This is a genomic window from Rudaea cellulosilytica DSM 22992 (genome assembly GCF_000378125.1).
Taxonomy (GTDB): Bacteria; Pseudomonadota; Gammaproteobacteria; order Xanthomonadales; family Rhodanobacteraceae; genus Rudaea; species Rudaea cellulosilytica.
This window is the reverse complement of sequence record NZ_KB899241.1, coordinates 141,743-157,284: the sequence shown is the minus strand read 5'-3', so window position 1 is coordinate 157,284 and position 15,542 is coordinate 141,743. Positions and strand designations below refer to the sequence as shown.

14 protein-coding genes and 1 pseudogene are annotated in these 15,542 nt (G+C 64.6%); 10 read left to right on the top strand and 5 right to left on the bottom strand.

All coding sequences use genetic code 11. The annotated features are described in order from the left end of the window. The first annotated feature begins 84 nt into the window (after nucleotides 1-84). The 3 genes from F455_RS0100770 (at nucleotide 85) to F455_RS0100760 (ending at nucleotide 4,219) form a co-directional block, all read left to right on the top strand. Entirely contained in the window at nucleotides 85-1,350 is a 1,266-nt protein-coding gene (locus tag F455_RS0100770) for an N-acetylmuramoyl-L-alanine amidase (protein ID WP_157578360.1), read from the top strand. A 21-nt stretch (nucleotides 1,351-1,371) separates the two neighbouring features. After that, nucleotides 1,372-3,276, top strand: coding sequence for a DNA mismatch repair endonuclease MutL (mutL, locus tag F455_RS0100765; RefSeq protein ID WP_018971343.1), 1,905 nt, complete (start codon nucleotides 1,372-1,374; stop codon nucleotides 3,274-3,276). A gap of 64 nt (nucleotides 3,277-3,340) precedes the next feature. Beyond that, complete coding sequence (locus F455_RS0100760; protein WP_245539928.1) at nucleotides 3,341-4,219, top strand: DUF1684 domain-containing protein; 879 nt, start codon at nucleotides 3,341-3,343, stop codon at nucleotides 4,217-4,219. Nucleotides 4,220-4,264: 45 nt separating this feature from the next. On the opposite strand, the gene F455_RS0100755 is transcribed toward F455_RS0100760, so the two are convergent. Next, nucleotides 4,265-5,047, bottom strand: a complete 783-nt coding sequence (locus tag F455_RS0100755) for an enoyl-CoA hydratase/isomerase family protein (protein WP_018971341.1) — start codon at nucleotides 5,045-5,047, stop codon at nucleotides 4,265-4,267. Between the two features lie 346 nt (nucleotides 5,048-5,393). Here F455_RS0100755 and F455_RS0100745 point away from each other — a divergent pair, with 346 nt between their 5' ends. The 3 genes and pseudogenes from F455_RS0100745 (at nucleotide 5,394) to F455_RS0100735 (ending at nucleotide 7,942) form a co-directional block, all read left to right on the top strand. Next, a complete protein-coding gene (locus F455_RS0100745; protein ID WP_018971339.1) occupies nucleotides 5,394-6,158 on the top strand; it encodes an FKBP-type peptidyl-prolyl cis-trans isomerase in 765 nt (254 codons plus the stop codon). An 82-nt stretch (nucleotides 6,159-6,240) separates the two neighbouring features. Beyond that, a pseudogene (locus F455_RS21545) lies at nucleotides 6,241-7,070 on the top strand (CoA pyrophosphatase). After that, a complete protein-coding gene (locus F455_RS0100735) occupies nucleotides 7,067-7,942 on the top strand; it encodes a sulfurtransferase (protein WP_018971338.1) in 876 nt (291 codons plus the stop codon). Before F455_RS21545 ends, F455_RS0100735 begins: the two are co-directional and overlap by 4 nt. Nucleotides 7,943-7,960: 18 nt before the next feature. On the opposite strand, the gene F455_RS0100730 is transcribed toward F455_RS0100735, so the two are convergent. Together F455_RS0100730 and F455_RS21690 are read right to left on the bottom strand one after the other, a co-directional pair. Next, entirely contained in the window at nucleotides 7,961-8,716 is a 756-nt protein-coding gene (locus tag F455_RS0100730) for an enoyl-CoA hydratase/isomerase family protein (protein WP_018971337.1), read from the bottom strand. Nucleotides 8,717-8,783: 67 nt separating this feature from the next. Next, complete coding sequence (locus tag F455_RS21690) at nucleotides 8,784-10,268, bottom strand: DUF4139 domain-containing protein (protein ID WP_157578359.1); 1,485 nt, start codon at nucleotides 10,266-10,268, stop codon at nucleotides 8,784-8,786. Between the two features lie 68 nt (nucleotides 10,269-10,336). Between F455_RS21690 and F455_RS19235 the strand changes: the two genes are divergently transcribed. Then, nucleotides 10,337-10,768, top strand: a complete 432-nt coding sequence (locus F455_RS19235) for a copper chaperone PCu(A)C (RefSeq protein WP_169337268.1) — start codon at nucleotides 10,337-10,339, stop codon at nucleotides 10,766-10,768. 37 nt (nucleotides 10,769-10,805) lie between these two features. On the opposite strand, the gene F455_RS0100715 is transcribed toward F455_RS19235, so the two are convergent. Next, nucleotides 10,806-11,228 carry an acyl-CoA thioesterase gene (locus F455_RS0100715; protein ID WP_018971334.1) on the bottom strand — a complete coding sequence of 141 codons (423 nt, stop codon included), beginning with the start codon at nucleotides 11,226-11,228 and terminating at the stop codon, nucleotides 10,806-10,808. Continuing rightward, nucleotides 11,225-14,074 (bottom strand): excinuclease ABC subunit UvrA, encoded by a 2,850-nt coding sequence (gene uvrA / locus F455_RS19230; RefSeq protein WP_018971333.1) that lies wholly within the window; start codon nucleotides 14,072-14,074, stop codon nucleotides 11,225-11,227. Before uvrA ends, F455_RS0100715 begins: the two co-directional genes overlap by 4 nt. A 258-nt stretch (nucleotides 14,075-14,332) precedes the next feature. Here uvrA and F455_RS0100705 point away from each other — a divergent pair, with 258 nt between their 5' ends. The 3 genes from F455_RS0100705 (at nucleotide 14,333) to rpmA (ending at nucleotide 15,444) form a co-directional block, all read left to right on the top strand. Beyond that, a complete protein-coding gene (locus F455_RS0100705; RefSeq protein WP_018971332.1) occupies nucleotides 14,333-14,614 on the top strand; it encodes a hypothetical protein in 282 nt (93 codons plus the stop codon). A 245-nt stretch (nucleotides 14,615-14,859) separates the two neighbouring features. After that, complete coding sequence (rplU, locus tag F455_RS0100700) at nucleotides 14,860-15,171, top strand: 50S ribosomal protein L21 (protein WP_018971331.1); 312 nt, start codon at nucleotides 14,860-14,862, stop codon at nucleotides 15,169-15,171. Nucleotides 15,172-15,186: 15 nt separating this feature from the next. After that, nucleotides 15,187-15,444: a 50S ribosomal protein L27 gene (gene rpmA / locus F455_RS0100695; protein WP_018971330.1), complete on the top strand. Its 258-nt coding sequence runs from the start codon at nucleotides 15,187-15,189 to the stop codon at nucleotides 15,442-15,444. The last annotated feature ends 98 nt before the right edge of the window (nucleotides 15,445-15,542 follow it).

Sequence of the window (15,542 nt, the reverse complement as noted above, 5' to 3'; positions counted from 1 at the left end):
AGTCATTCAGGAATATGATCTAGAACTCGGATTTGTAAAGAAAAATCCTTGATTTTTCTCATGCTTTGAGATTCAATTCGCGGCATGTGGGGAATTCCGTGCCAATCGTTGCGTCGCCTGACCGTCGGCGGATTGCTGCTGGTGCTGACGCCGTTTTCCTCCGCAGCTGACCTGAAGACCGCGAAGATCGCGGTCGAAGCGGAGCGCACGCGCGTGTTCCTCGATCTCGCAGGCCCGGTCGACTACAAGCTGTTCGAGATCGCCAATCCCGACCGCATCGTGCTCGACCTGCGCGACTCTGCGGCGGCCGAGAGCTTCGCCGCGCCGGGCGGCAAGGGTCTGCTCAAGTCGCTGCGCACCGGTGCACAGAACAAGACTGACCTGCGCGTCGTGCTCGACCTCGCGGCCGACGTGCGGCCCAAGAGTTTCTTGATGCCGCCCGACGGCGGCCAGGGCTATCGCCTCGTCGTCGACCTGTATCCGAAAGGCAAGGGCAAGGCCGAAGTCGTCAAGTCCGCGCGCGTCGCGCCGGCGAAGGCGCGCGACGTCGTTGTCATGATCGACCCCGGTCACGGCGGCAATGATCCGGGCGCGAAAGGCAACGCGGGCACCCAGGAAAAGAACATCACGATGATGGTGTCGCGCGAACTCAAACGCCAGATCGACAAGACGCCGGGCATGCGCGCCGTGCTGACGCGCGACGGCGATTACTACGTCGGCCTTGAGGACCGCTACCACAAGGCGCGCGAGATGAAGGCCGACCTGTTCGTATCGATTCATGCGGACGCGTTCACTTCCAGCGATGCGCGCGGTTCCTCGGTGTGGATGCTGTCGCCGCGCGGCGCGACCAGCGAAGCAGCGCGTTTCCTTGCCGATCGCGAGAACAATTCCGACCTCGTCGGCGGGGTCAAGCTCGACCGCAAGGACAATACGCTCGCTGCGGTGCTGCTCGATCTGTCGCAAAGCTCGACGATCGAGGCAAGCGGTGCGGTCGCGCAGCAGGTGCTGCGCGCGATCGGCAAGCTCGGGCCGACTCATCGCGGCTATGTCGAGAAAGCGAACTTCGTCGTGCTGCGCTCGCCCGACGTGCCTTCCATTCTCGTCGAGACCGCATTCATCACCAATCCGGAAGAAGAGCGCCGGCTCAACAATCCCGAGCAGCGCGAACTGCTCGCGACCGCGATCCTCAACGGCATGCGCACCTACCTGCAATCGACCCCACCGCCGGGCACGCAGTTCGCGGTCGCCGCGGACAAGAACAAGCCCGAGCGCCTCGCCTCGCGCAAAGTCGAAGACAGCGACGACTCTTCCGCTGAGGGTATCGCGCTGGCGCGCGTGCCGCGCAGTTGAGCGCCGAGTTATGATGGACGGATGCCGCGCATCCGTCAGCTTCCGCAGGAACTCGTCAACCAGATCGCCGCGGGCGAAGTCATCGAGCGGCCCGCTTCCGTCGTCAAGGAACTCGTCGAGAACAGTCTCGATGCGGGCGCGACACGCGTGGAAATCGACATCGAGGACGGCGGCTCGCGCCTGATCCGCGTGCGCGACGATGGCGCCGGCATCGCCGCCGACGAATTGCCGCTCGCGGTGTCGCCGCATGCGACGAGCAAGATCGCCTCGCTCGAGGATCTCGAGCACGTGCGCACGCTCGGTTTCCGCGGCGAGGCATTGCCGTCGATCGCGTCGGTGTCGCGTTTTTCCATCACGTCGCGTCCTCGCGAAGTGAAAAATGAAGACGGGTCGAAAGCGCGCGAGGCCGACACGGCGTCGCGCATCGAAGTCGAAGCGGGGCAGACCTCGGTGCCGCGGCCGGCGCAGCATCCGGCGGGCACCACGATCGAAGTGCGCGACCTGTTCCACAACGTGCCGGCTCGGCGCAAGTTCCTGCGCGCGGAGCGCACCGAATTCGGGCATATCGAGGAGTTGGTCAAGTCTCTGGCGCTGGCGCGGCCGCGGATCGAATTCCGGGTGACGAACAACGGCAAGCCTTCGCGTCTGATGCGTCCCGCGCAAAGCGAGGCGGCGATGGCGGTGCGCCTTGCGGAAATACTCGGCGAAGACTTCCCGGCGCAGAGCCTGCGTGTCGACCATGCCGGTGCCGGCTTGCGCCTTTCGGGTTGGGTCGGCCTGCCGACAGCTTCGCGCAGCCAGGCCGACCAGCAGTACTTCTACGTCAACGGCCGCCTCGTGCGCGACAAGGTCGTCACCCATGCCGTGCGCCAGGCCTATGCCGACGTGCTCTACCACGGCCGCCATCCGGCCTATGTGCTGTTCCTCGAACTTGATCCGGCGATCGTCGATGTCAACGTGCATCCGGCCAAGTCCGAGGTGCGTTTCCGCGAGAGCCGGCTCGTACACGATTTCCTGTACCGCACCCTGCACGAGGCGCTGGCACAGACGCGCGCGGGTTCGGTCACCTCTGTGATTGCCGGTACTTCGCCGATTCCGGTCGAATCGAATCAGCAAGTATCGTCATTCGATACCGCGATGCGTGCAGCGCAGGTGGCGAACTACGCACCTGTCGCGCCGGCTGCATGGCGCGGCCAGGCCGGATTGAACCTTGGCGTGCGCGAACCGCGCGTCGATTACCTCGCTCTGCTCGCAGGTGGCGCGGACAAGTCGCGCGGCGCCGACCACGCCAGCGATGCGTCGGCGGCGAACGACGCGGCATTGCCTTCATCGCAGGGTGACGTGCCGCCACTCGGCTATGCACTGGCCCAGCTTGCCGGCATCTACGTGCTCGCCGAAAACGCGCAGGGCCTGATCCTCGTCGACATGCACGCCGCGCACGAACGCATCACCTACGAAAAGCTCAAGGCGGCGCAGGCGACCGACGGCATCCGTGCGCAACTTCTGCTGGTGCCGTTGGCGCTCGCGGTCAGCGCGCGCGAAGCGGCTGTGGTCGAGGATCATGCGGACGAACTTGCGCTACTCGGTTTCGAGATCGTGCGTGCGGGGCCGCAGAGCGTGACGATCAAGCGTTATCCAGGCCTGCTCGAAGGCGCGGACGTCGGCGCGCTCGTGCGCGACGTGCTCGCCGATTTCGCCGCGCACGGTACGACGCGGCGCTTGCAGGAAGCGCATAACGATATGCTGTCGACGATGGCCTGCCACGGCTCGGTACGCGCGCACCGGCGCTTGACTCTGCCGGAAATGAACGCATTGTTGCGCGAGATGGAGGCGACCGAGCGATCGGGGCAATGCAACCATGGCCGGCCGACCTGGGTGCAGCTCTCGATTGCCGACCTCGACCGCATGTTCCTGCGCGGACGCTAAGCCGCGTCGGTGACGACATTCAACCAACCGGAATTTTGCGATGCGCTATTTGGGAATCGTGTTGATGACTGCCATGTTGACAACGGGTGCCGCTGCTGCGACCGGCAGTGATGACGCGGCTTATCGCAAGGAAATCGAAACCTGGCAGGCCAAGCGCGTCGAGAGACTGAAGTCGCCAAATGGCTGGCTCAGCCTGGTCGGCCTGGAGTGGCTCAAGGAGGGCACGAACACGATCGGCTCGGCCAAGGACAATGCCATCGTGATCGCCAAAGCGCCACCGCACCTCGGCAATATCGTGCTCGACCGCGGCAAAGCTACGTTCTCGCTCGATCCGCGCGCGACCGAGGCGAAGATCGATGGCGAGAAAAAGCCCGGTGCCGAACTCGCCGACGACAGCCACGAGAAGCCGACTACGGTCAGCTTCGGCACGGTCAATTTCTACCTGATCAAACGCGACGACAAGTTCGGCCTGCGCATCAAGGACAGCGCAGCCGACACGCGCGTGCATTTTGCCGGCATCGATCGCTTCGACATCGATCCTTCCTGGCGCGTCGAAGCGAAATGGGAAGCCTACGATCCGCCGCACCAGATCGAGGAGGCGAACATCCTCGGCCAGATCGACAAGGTCACTGTACCGGGCGCGGCAACGTTCGAGCATGCCGGCAGGACCTACAAGGTCGAGCCGATGCTTGAGAACCCCGGCGACACCGAGCTGTTCCTCGTCTTCGCCGATCGCACCAGCGGCAAGGAAACCTACGGCGCCGCACGCTTCCTCTACGCCGCCATGCCGAAGGACGGCAAGCTGATTCTCGACTTCAACAAGGCCTACAACCCGCCGTGCGCGTTCACGCCTTTTGCGACCTGCCCGCTGCCGACACAGCAGAACCGGCTCGATATGCGGGTGACGGCGGGCGAGAAGAAATACCGCGGCGGGCACGACTAGGGCGGCGGCGCTTTTGCAACGACCTGGGCTCGGTGAATCGAGCCCTTACTTGCCGGTGAAAACGGGCTTGCGCCGCTCGAGAAACGCCTTCGTTCCCTCGCGCATGTCCTCGGTCGAGAAGGCGAGGCCGAACGCCTGTGTCTCGTAGTCGAGGCCGGCTTCGATACCGCATTCGCCGCCGATCAGGATCGCATCGAGGATGCCGGCGATGGCGTGCGGCGCGCTCGCGGCGAGCTGGTCGGCGAGCTTGTCGATTTCCGCGTCGAGTTCTTCCTGTGCGACGACGCGCGTGAGCACGCCAAGTGCGTGCGCGCGCGCCGCGTCGATCGGCATGCCGGTCAGGCACAGCTCGAGCGCGGCGCTGCGTCCGGCGAGCCGCAGCAGGCGCTGGGTGCCGCCGAAGCCCGGAATGACACCGAGGTTGATCTCGGGCTGGCCGACCTTGGCCCTGTCGCCGGCGATACGCAGGTGGCAGCACATCGCCAGTTCGAGGCCGCCGCCCAGAGCGAAGCCCTGGATGCGCGCGATCACCGGTTTGCCGAGGCGTTCGACGCCGAGCATCATCGCCTGGCCGCGGCGCGCGGTTTCCTGTGCTTGCAGGGGCGTGAGCGTGGTGAGCTCAGCGATGTCTGCGCCGGCGACGAAGGCCTTTTCGCCGCTGCCGGCGAGGATCACGACGCGCACCGCGTCATCGGCTTTGGCCTGGCCGAACGCGATGCCGAGTTCGTTAATCGTTTCGCGGTTGAGCGCATTGAGCTTGTCCGGGCGGTTGATCGTGATGCGGCGCACCGCGCCACGGTCGTCGACAAGCAGATTTCGATAGGCCATGAAGAACTCGCTTTTTGTTGAAGAGTGCGGCCAAGGACGGTCGCTTTTTGATTTTCGCGATCACGGATGATCGCAAAAGTTAATCGAAATGCCGCCAAGGATGGCGGCTTTGTGATTCTCGCGCTCGAGGACGAGCGCATAAACAAATGCTGGCCTCGCGATTTTCTCATTCGTGGGCGAATGCACAAGCAAATACACACCTGAACAGCCCCTGTTCAGGCGGCTCCCGTAGTATCGCTGGCTGGCATCGGCTGGCTCGGGTAGAATGCCCGGCTTTCGCGCAGGTTTGCTTCGGGCGCCGTATTTTCTCGGGCGTTCGCGTGGGATTTTCATTCTGGAGGTTTGCATGAAGTTGCATCTGGGTCTCATCGCGGCGGGCGTGCTCGTCGCCGGTTCCGCGTTCTCCGCACAGGACAGCAAGCCTGCGGCCGCAGCCGCGCCCGCTGCCGCTCCGGCGGCTGCGCAGCAGCAGAAGCCGCCGCCGCCGCTGACCGCGGCCGATCGGCCGAATCTTTCCTATGCGCTCGGCTTCCAGATCGGCGACGATCTCGCTGGCCGCAAAGTCGACGTCGACATCAATCAGGTCATCAAGGCGCTGCAGGACGGCTACGCCAAGCGCCAGCCGACCGTCGCCGTAGAAACGATGCGCGATGTGCTCGGCCGCTTCCAGTACGAGCAGTACAGCAAGGCCAAGAGCGAGTACGACAAGCTCTCTTCCGAGAACAAGTCCAAGGCGCAGCGCTTCTTCGCCGAGAACAAGAGCAAGCCGAACGTGAAGTCGTTGCCGAGTGGCGTGCAGTATGTCGTGATCGAGGACGGCACCGGCAGCAAGCACCCGACCTTGCAAAGCGAAGTGACCGCGAATTTCCGCCTGTCGCTGCTCAATGGCCAGGAGCTCGACTCCTCGTTCGCGCGCGGCGAGCCGTTCAAGTTCAAGGTCAACGAAGTGCTCAAGGGCTGGCAGGAAGTACTGCCGCTGATGAAGATCGGCGACTACTGGCGCGTCTACGTGCCGTCCGACCTGGCCTATGGCGAGCGCGGCGACGGTCGCCGCATCGGTCCGGACGAGGCACTCGTTTTCGAGCTCAAGCTCATGGACGTCAAGCCGTAAGAAGAAGCGAATCGCAAGAACTCAACGCCGCGCTCGTCGCGGCGTTGATGTTTTAGGGATTCGACGCCATCGTATACAGAGCATGTTTTCCTGGAAAAGCCCGCCGCCGAAAGCGATCCTGACGCCGTGCATCGGCGTTTGCGTGCTCGATGCGAGCGGGCATTGCGAGGGCTGCCATCGCAACATCGACGAGATCGCGCGCTGGGGTTCGCTGGACGATGCGGAACGCACGCGCTTGATGGACGAGGTGTTGCCGCAACGTGCGCAAGCGAGGCCTGCCGCGTGATATCTGCTCTCGCCGCGGCCGACTTGCGCGAACGCGTGCTGCGCGGCGTGCGACCGCTCGACGCGCTGTTGCCCGAGAACGGCTGGAATCACGACGACATGCGTCTTCTGATCGGCGCCGGCGTGCGCCGTCCCGCCGCTGTGCTGGTCGCGTTGATCAATCGCGACGATGGCCTCAATGTGCTGCTGACCCGGCGCACGGATGATTTGAATCACCATGCGGGCCAGGTCAGCTTCCCGGGCGGCGCGATCGATGCGGGCGACGCGAATGCCATCGCCGCTGCGCTGCGCGAGACCCACGAAGAGATCGGCGTCGACCACGGGCTGATCGAGCCGATCGGGTATCTCGACACGTTCGAAACGATCTCGAGCTACCGCATTACGCCGGTCGTCGCCTGGCTCGATGCCGGCTACCATGCCGTGCCGAATCCGCGCGAGGTCGCCGAAGTGTTCGAGGTGCCGCTGGCACATTTTCTCGACCCGTCGAAGAAGCATGTCGTGCGCATGAGCTACCAGGGCAGGGAGCGCGACATCCACGAATTCTGGTATGCCGGCCAGCGCATCTGGGGCGCGACTGCGGCGATGCTGCTCAATTTCGTGCAGCGCCTGGAGATTGCCTTGCCATGAATAGCTTGCCGCTGATTTCCGCCACCGATCTCGCCGCGCGACTCGGCGACGCAGATCTGCTCGTTGTCGACTGCCGCTTCGATCTGGCCAATCCATCTTCCGGCGCGCGCGATCCGGGCCGCGGCGAGCGCGATTACAACGAAGCGCACGTTGTGGGTGCCGTCTACGCGGACCTCGATCGCGACCTTTCCGATCTGTCCAAGCCCGGCCTCGGCCGCCATCCGCTGCCCGATGCAACGGCATTTTCCGCGGTACTCGCGCGCTGGGGTTGGACGCGGCAAACACAGGTCGTCGCCTACGACGATGCCGGCGGCGCGCTCGCTGCAGCACGGCTGTGGTGGATGCTGCGCCTCGTTGGCGCGCGCAACGCCGCTGTGCTCGATGGTGGTTGGGGAGCATGGCAGCGAGCCGGGTTGCCGGTCGAGGCGACAACGCCGCCGCGCACGGCGACCGTGGTCGCTGTCGAATTTGCAAAGAACGAAATTGTATACACGGACGAGTTGCACGCGCTGCGCGAACGCGCGGCAGCCGTGGTCCTCGACGCGCGCGCCGCGGCGCGTTTCCGCGGCGAGGTCGAGCCCATCGATCCGGTCGCTGGCCATATCCCCGGCGCGCTGAATCGCCCTCTCAGCGAAAACCTCAGCGCAGATGGCCGCTTCAAGCCGGCCGCGGAATTGCGCGAGGAATTGCTCGCCGTGATCGGCGCGCATGCGCCCGCGACGGTGGTCCACAGTTGTGGTTCCGGGGTCAGCGCCTGCCAGAATCTGCTTGCGTTCGAAATCGCGGGACTGCATGGATCGCGCGTCTACGCGCCGTCGTGGAGCGGTTGGATTTCCGACCCTGCCAATCCGATTGAACGCGGTGCGGCATAGGCCGACGGCTCGTCGCGCCTACTTCGACTTCAACTTTGCCAGCACGGCCTTGAGTGTCGTGCGCGACTCGTCGCCGAACCAGTCGCGCACGAAGGCGTCGACGTCGCTGCGGTATGCGGCATCGAATGCGGTCACCAGGTCCGCACGCGCTATCGCGCGGGTCTTGGCCATCGCCTGTGGCGGCAACGCGAGCAAAGCGCGCAGCCAGGCGAACGCGCGCGGGGCCACGTCGTCGGCTTCGGCCAGTTCGTCGACGAAGCCGATGCGCAGCGCCTCGTCCGGATCGACCATGGCGCCCGCGACCATCAGACGCTCGGCGCGATAGGCGCCGACCAGGCGGCGCAACCCGGTCTGGATTTCGGGTGGCACGGACAGGCCGACCTGGGTTTCGTTGAGGCCGATGCGGAATGCCCCGCGCGCCATCACGCGATAGTCGCAAAACGTTGCCAGGACCGCGCCGCCGGCCGGCGCGTGGCCGGCGATCGCGACGACGATCGGCACGCTCGATGCGGCGATCGCGCGGCACAGCGTGGAGTATTCGCGCCACAGCTCGGCCATGCGTCCGGCCGCGTCGAGTTCGAGCACCGCGGCGACGTCGAGGCCGGCGCTGAACATGCCTGGCCGACCGCTCAGCACGATGCCTCGCGCGCGGCCGTCAGGCGCGGCGACGATTGCTTCACGCAACGCGCGACTCAGTTCGAGGTCGAAGGCGTTGACCGGCGGACGCGCGAGGCGCAGTTCGAGGATGTCATCGTGGCGGAGCTGTTCGAGCATGCGGTTTTCGAATTTGAGTTCTGTGTTGCCGACACATCCATGCAGGAGCGATGCGCATCCTCGCGCGTCACTTGAATGATTCGGTCCACTGGTACTGCACGGTATAGGTCACCGTCGCCTCGCCGTTCGCGGGCACGTCGAGCTTGAACTCGACCGTGTCGGAATTCTTCTTCTCGTATTTCGCCGAAGACTGGGTGATGTTCCATTGCGTCCAGCGATACAGGTGTTCGCGCACGAGAACAATCCTGCTGGCGTCGCCCGCGTTGCTCACGCGCAGCGCGAACGTCTCGTTCAAGCTGCGCTGATTCTTGTCGATCGCGAAGTCGGTCTGGCGTCGTTCGCCACGCAGGTCGAAGGCGTCGCCGAGTTGCAATGCGAGCGGCTCGTTCTTCGGTGTATGACCGATCTGGTCTTCGCCGACGAATTCGGGCGCGCCGTCGTTGGCCGCCTGCAGCATGCGCACGCGTCCGGCCGGCATCGCGCGATCGATGCGGAATGCGAGCGTCGAGCGTACCGGCTGCGTGCCGCTTGCACCGTAACTGCGTTCGGTAATCGGCGCCATGCCGGGATTCGCGCGGAAATGCGTCGCTTCGAACAGGTATTGGCGCTGGCATGCGAGCGGCGTGTCGGGAAAGAGGGCGACGCGCTGCAGGCCGTTGTCGACGAGGTCGAGCGGCGTGTCGATCGTGTACTCGTGGTAGTCGCCGACCGTGCCGCTTTCGGCCGCGACAGGTGCGGCGGCACCTGCTTTCGCCATCATCACCGGGCGCGGCCCGCTCTGCTGCGCGACCCGGTTCGGTGAGCCGGCGATCAGCTTGACCTGGGCGCCGCGATAGCTCGCGCCGCTGCGGTTGGCGATCAGCGCCCAGCCGGACAAGGTCAGCTTGCAGTCGCTGCCTGCGCCGATCCAGCCCGAATACTCGGCGCGCCAAGCCAGACCCTGGGTCGGATAGACGAGTTCGATACCGCGCGGGCCACCTTGCTTCGCGTTGACGTCGAGATGCAGCGCCGGTGTGGCCGACATGCCTTTGGGCAGGTCGGGGAAGGTCACGCGGCTGTAGTCGGTCACCGTGGTCACGCGACCGTCGGCCAGTTGCACGGTGAGGCCGCCGTTGTTCGACAGCAGCGTGCCGCTGATTGCCGCCGCCACGGGATTTGCACCGTTGCCGGCGATCTCGACCGGATGGCCGATCTGACGCTGGACGAGCGCGTCGAACGACAACGTCTGGTCGTCGAAACGCTGACTGACGATCGTCGCATCGCCGGGTTCGACAAAACGTGCGCTGAGCGCCGAGGGGTCGAGCCAGCGTGCCACCTCGCGCACTTCGATGGCGTTGTTGCCGGGATTGAAATTGAACTGGCGCCGGTCGCGCACGACGGCGTAGCCGCCGACATTGTCCGCGCTAGCCTCGGTGGCGGTTTCGAACAGCCCGTCGCCGTTGTTCGCCTGCGCGCTGTAGATCGACAGCGCGTAGCGTGACGAAGGCGCTTGCGCGCTGGCCGTGGCGGCGATTCCGGCGGCCAGGGAAACGGCGAATATCGTGCGGCGCATGGTCGCGGTCCGTGCAGTGAAGGTCACGCGGGCTATCATAGCGAGAAACCCCGCAAGGAATGTTTCCGATGCGTCGATTGATCACGCTGATGGTGCTCGCGCTGGCATCGATCGAGGCCGCGTCGGCAGCGGGGCGCCTCGAAGTGACCGGTGCGTGGATTCGCACCGCGCCGCCGGGGGCGATGATGCTGGCGGGCTATGCCACGCTGCGCAACACCGGCGATGCGCCACTGACGGTGATCGGTGCGGACAGCGAGGCGTTCGGCGATGTGTCGCTGCACGAAAGTATCGAGATCGACGGCGTTGCGCGGATGAACGCGCTCGGCTCGATCGAAATCGCAGCGGGAGCGAGCGTCGTTCTCGCGCCCGGCGGCAAGCATCTGATGCTGATGCGGCCGAAGGGCGAGCCAAAATCGGGGGGAAGTATAAAAATCCACATTGCCGCGAAGCCGGGCGAGGGCACCACGGCCAATTTCGTCGTGCGCGACACGGCACCGTAGATTTTTCTTCCTTCCTCCAGCGGGGGGAAGGGAAGCACTACGCGCAGGCGGCGCGGATCGCTTCAGGCAACGCTGTCGATTTACCCGTTGCCGGATCGATCCAGACCATGACCACATTGCCGTCCATGTGGAGCACGGACGCGTCCCGGGCATCGACGATGCGGTGCGCGATCGTAACCGAACTGTTGCCGAGCCTCTCGCAGAACAACTGCACGACGATCTCGCCGGGCCAGGTCAGCGGGCGGCGGTAGTTGGCCTGCACGGCGGCCATGATCGGCTTGCTGCCGTTGCCGCGATCCCAATCGTCGACGAGGTCGGCCAGCCAGCGCACGCGTGCGTCCTCGAGATAGCGCAGGTACATCGCGTTGTTGACGTGGCCGAACGCGTCCTGGTCGCCCCAGCGCAGGGCAATCGTGACTTCGGCGATCTTGCGCAAGGCGGGTTTCGTCGCCTCGTTCATGCGGCCTTCCTCTTCTTGTTGCCGCTGCCTAGTACGCGCGCAAGGAACCGACCCGTGTGTGACGCTTCGTTCCTGGCGATATCCTCCGGTGTGCCGGTCGCGATGATCTGGCCGCCGCGATGCCCGCCTTCGGGGCCGAGATCGATCACCCAGTCGGCGGTCTTGATCACGTCGAGGTTATGTTCGATCACGACCACGGTGTTGCCGTCATCGCGCAGGCGATGCAGTACCTTGAGCAACTGTTCGATGTCGTGGAAGTGCAGGCCGGTGGTCGGCTCGTCGAGGATGTAGAGCGTGCGCCCGGTGTCGCGCTTGGACAGTTCGCGCGACAGCTTTACGCGTTGCGCCTCGCCACCCGATAGTGTCGTCGCGCTCTGGCCGAGCTTGATGTACGACAAGCCCACGTCCATCAGTGTTTCGAGCTTGCGCGCAAGCGCCGGCACGGGCTCGAACAACTTGAGCGCGTCCTCGACCGTCATGTCGAGCACGTCGGAAATCGTGTAGCCTTTGTAGTGGATCTCGAGTGTCTCGCGGTTGTAGCGCTTGCCGTGGCAGACGTCGCAGGGCACGTAGACGTCGGGCAGAAAGTGCATCTCGACCTTGATCATGCCGTCGCCTTCGCAGGCTTCGCAGCGGCCGCCCTTGACGTTGAACGAGAAGCGCCCCGGCTGGTAGCCACGTGCTCTCGCTTCCGGGACTTGCGAATACAGCTCGCGCAGTGGCGTGAACAGGCCGGTGTAGGTCGCGGGATTCGAGCGCGGTGTGCGCCCGATCGGCGACTGGTCGATGTCGACGACCTTGTCGAACAGTTCCAAGCCCTCGACCTTCTCGAACGGTGCCGGCTTCTCGTTCGCGCCGTTGAGCTCGGCCGCGGTGTGGCGGAACAGCGTGTCGTTGATCAGCGTGGACTTGCCCGAGCCGGAGACGCCGGTGACGCAGACGAACAAGCCCGCTGGAATTTCCAGGTCGACATTCTTGAGGTTGTTGCCCGACGCGCCCTTGATGTGCAGCACGACCTGCGGATCGAACTCATGGCGCTTCTTCGGCACCTCGATGCCGCGCTTGCCGGAAAGGTACTGCCCGGTCAGCGAGCGCTTCGCTTCGAGCACGTCCTTGAGCTTGCCTTGCGCGACGATTTCGCCGCCGTGCACGCCCGCGCCGGGGCCGATGTCGACGATGTGGTCGGCGATGCGGATCGCGTCCTCGTCATGTTCGACGACGATGACCGTGTTGCCGAGGTCGCGCAGCCGCGTCAATGTGCCGAGCAGGCGCTCGTTGTCGCGCTGGTGCAGGCCGATCGAGGGCTCGTCGAGCACGTACATAACGCCGACGAGGCCCGCGCCGATCTGCGAGGCGAGACGGATGCGCTGCGCTTCGCCGCCAGAGAGCGAATCGGCCTGGCGGTCGAGCGTCAGATAGTCAAGACCGACGTCGACGAGGAATTTCAGGCGCTCGCGGATCTCCTTGACGATCTTCGCCGCGATCTCGCCGCGCCAGCCGGCGAGCTTGAGCACGTCGAAGAACGCTTGCGACTGGTCGATCGGCAGCGCGGTCAGCGCGGGCAGGTTGCTGTCGCCGACGAACACATTGCGCGCGCTGCGGTTGAGGCGTTGGCCTTGGCAGTCGGGGCAGGGGCGTTCGCTGATGAACTTGGCCAGTTCCTCGCGCACGGCGGGCGACTCGGTTTCCTTGTAGCGCCGCTCGAGGTTCGGCACGATGCCTTCGAACTTGTGCTTGCGCGTCACCGCACCGCCGGTTTCGGTCAGATAGCGGAACGTGATCTGCTCTTCGCCCGAGCCGAACAGCACGGCCTTGCGGATGTTTTCGGGCAGCGTTTCCCATGCTGAGTCGATGTCGAAGCCGTAGTGTCGAGCCAGCGACATGATCATCTGGAAGTAGTACATGTTGCGCCGGTCCCAGCCGCGCACGGCACCGGCGGCGAGCGACAGGTTCGGGTGCACGACGACGCGCGCGGGATCGAACACCTGGGTCACGCCGAGGCCGTCGCAACTCGGGCACGCGCCGACCGGCGAGTTGAACGAGAACAGGCGCGGCTCGAGCTCGGGCAGCGAGTAGTCGCAAACCGGGCAGGAATAACGTGAGGAGAAGATCGTCGGGCTGGCCTTCTCGTCGTCGAGATCGACCACGAGCACGATGCCGTCGCCGAGGCGCAACGCCGTTTCGAACGATTCGGCGAGGCGCTGCTTGATCTCCTCGCTCGGGCGGAAGCGGTCGATCACCGCTTCGATCGTATGCTTCTGGCGCAACGCCAACGCGGGCACCGCGTCGAGTTCGTGCAGCACGCCGTCGACGCGTGCACGCACGAAGCCCTGCGCGCGCAATTGTTCGAATACCTGCAGATGCTCGCCCTTGCGCTCGCGCACGATCGGCGCGAGCAGCATGTAGCGGCGCTCGGGATTCATCGCCAGCGTGGCGTCGACCATCTGGCTCACGATCTGCGCTTCGAGCGGGATGCCGTGGTCCGGACAGCGCGGGGTGCCGACGCGCGCGAACAGCAGGCGCAGGTAATCGTAGATCTCGGTGATCGTGCCTACCGTCGAGCGCGGATTGTGCGACGTCGACTTCTGCTCGATCGAGATCGCCGGTGACAAGCCCTCGATGTGGTCGACGTCGGGCTTCTCCATCACTGAAAGAAATTGGCGTGCGTACGCCGACAGCGATTCGACATAACGGCGCTGGCCTTCGGCGTAGATGGTGTCGAAGGCGAGCGAGGATTTGCCCGAGCCCGACAGGCCGGTGATCACGATCAGGCTGTCGCGCGGCAGGTCGAGATCGATGTTCTTGAGGTTGTGCGTGCGTGCGCCGCGGATGCAGATCGTGTCCATGGCTCGTGGGGGTTCAGAACGACTGAGTACTATAACGCGCCGGTCAAGTCGCGGCACGGACGATTTCAACGCAACGTCGTCTCGACTGGCGAGACGTTCGCGGGCAAGAGGCATGGTGCCAGCATCGCTGCAATTCAAGGCGGCGCGGCCGGAGCGCTGCTGACAGGGCGTGTCAGCAGGCTTGCGATTGCGTGCGAAAGGGTTCGGCGCTAAGGTTGCGACGCTGTTGCGCATCCATTCATTTTTCGGGGAAAAGACATGGTCATCAAACGCATCAACGTACTCAAGCTCGCGATCTTCCAGGGCGCCCTCATGGCGGCATTCGGGCTGCTCGCCGGGTTGTTCTTCCTCGTGTTCGGCTCGATGTTCGCCAAGATGGGCGGCGGCGCGGGGGCAGCCGGCATGATCGGCGGCATCGGTGCAGTCATCTTCTTGCCGATTCTTTACGGCATCTTCGGCTTCATCGGCGGGGCGATCGGCGCGTTCGTCTACAACCTTGTGGCCGGGGTGGTTGGCGGCATCGAGCTCGAGGTCGAATAAATCCCGCCCTCAAAGCTACTGCGCTCGGCATTTCGCGTGCGTACGGTGCTCGGAATCCTCATGTACTCGACTGTACACTGCGGTTCCTGCGCTCCGCGCGCCCGCGAACTGCCTTCGCTCGCTACACTTTGAGGCCGGGATTGGCGGTTAGACGAGCCGCCGGTTGACGGTAATCCCCTGAAAAGGTTATATTTCGCGGCTGTCTTTGTACGGCAGAAGCCAAAATAACTACAGAGGAATGCCCAATGTACGCAGTCATCGTCACCGGCGGTAAGCAATACCGCGTCGCGCAGGGGGAAACCCTGCGCGTAGAAAAACTCGAAGCCGACGTCGGCGCCGCGGTCAATTTCGACCAGGTCCTGCTGCTCGGTTCGGGCGACGGCATCAAGGTCGGCGCGCCGACCGTCAGCGGTGCCTCGGTCGCAGCCAAGGTCGTCGCGCACGGCCGTCTCGACAAGATCCGCATCATCAAGTTCCGCCGCCGCAAGCACCACATGAAGCAGATGGGTCACCGGCAGCATTTCACCGAAATCGAAATCACCGGCATTTCGGGCTAAGAGGAGCAATCAGTCATGGCACATAAAAAGGCAGGCGGCAGTACCCGTAACGGCCGCGACTCGAACCCGAAATACCTCGGCGTGAAGATCTACGGCGGACAGGCCGTCGAAGCCGGCAACATCATCGTGCGTCAGCGCGGCACCCAGTTCCATCCGGGTACCGGCGTCGGCATTGGTCGCGATCACACGCTGTTCGCGCTGGTCGACGGCAAGGTCGATTTCGCGGTCAAGGGCGCCAAGCAGCGTCGCACGGTCAGCGTGGTCGCAGGCTAAACCTCGCGCGCCAGCAATTCGACAGAGCCCCGCCTCGAGCGGGGCTTTGTTTTTCTGTAGCTTCTGCTGTTCGTTCCCGTCAGAAACATGGGAATGGC

Excerpts from the sequence above, each read along its gene's own strand:
- F455_RS0100715 (WP_018971334.1), bottom strand. The coding sequence starts at position 11,228 with ATGAACGAGGCGACGAAACCCGCCTTGCGCAAGATCGCCGAAGTCACG.
- F455_RS0100745 (WP_018971339.1), top strand. The coding sequence starts at position 5,394 with ATGAAGTTGCATCTGGGTCTCATCGCGGCGGGCGTGCTCGTCGCCGGT.
- rpmA (WP_018971330.1), top strand. The coding sequence starts at position 15,187 with ATGGCACATAAAAAGGCAGGCGGCAGTACCCGTAACGGCCGCGACTCG.
- F455_RS0100760 (WP_245539928.1), top strand. The coding sequence starts at position 3,341 with ATGACTGCCATGTTGACAACGGGTGCCGCTGCTGCGACCGGCAGTGAT.
- F455_RS0100755 (WP_018971341.1), bottom strand. The coding sequence starts at position 5,047 with ATGGCCTATCGAAATCTGCTTGTCGACGACCGTGGCGCGGTGCGCCGC.
- F455_RS0100735 (WP_018971338.1), top strand. The coding sequence starts at position 7,067 with ATGAATAGCTTGCCGCTGATTTCCGCCACCGATCTCGCCGCGCGACTC.
- F455_RS0100770 (WP_157578360.1), top strand. The coding sequence starts at position 85 with ATGTGGGGAATTCCGTGCCAATCGTTGCGTCGCCTGACCGTCGGCGGA.
- F455_RS0100705 (WP_018971332.1), top strand. The coding sequence starts at position 14,333 with ATGGTCATCAAACGCATCAACGTACTCAAGCTCGCGATCTTCCAGGGC.
- F455_RS0100730 (WP_018971337.1), bottom strand. The coding sequence starts at position 8,716 with ATGCTCGAACAGCTCCGCCACGATGACATCCTCGAACTGCGCCTCGCG.
- F455_RS21690 (WP_157578359.1), bottom strand. The coding sequence starts at position 10,268 with ATGCGCCGCACGATATTCGCCGTTTCCCTGGCCGCCGGAATCGCCGCC.
- rplU (WP_018971331.1), top strand. The coding sequence starts at position 14,860 with ATGTACGCAGTCATCGTCACCGGCGGTAAGCAATACCGCGTCGCGCAG.
- F455_RS19235 (WP_169337268.1), top strand. The coding sequence starts at position 10,337 with ATGCGTCGATTGATCACGCTGATGGTGCTCGCGCTGGCATCGATCGAG.
- uvrA (WP_018971333.1), bottom strand. The coding sequence starts at position 14,074 with ATGGACACGATCTGCATCCGCGGCGCACGCACGCACAACCTCAAGAAC.
- mutL (WP_018971343.1), top strand. The coding sequence starts at position 1,372 with ATGCCGCGCATCCGTCAGCTTCCGCAGGAACTCGTCAACCAGATCGCC.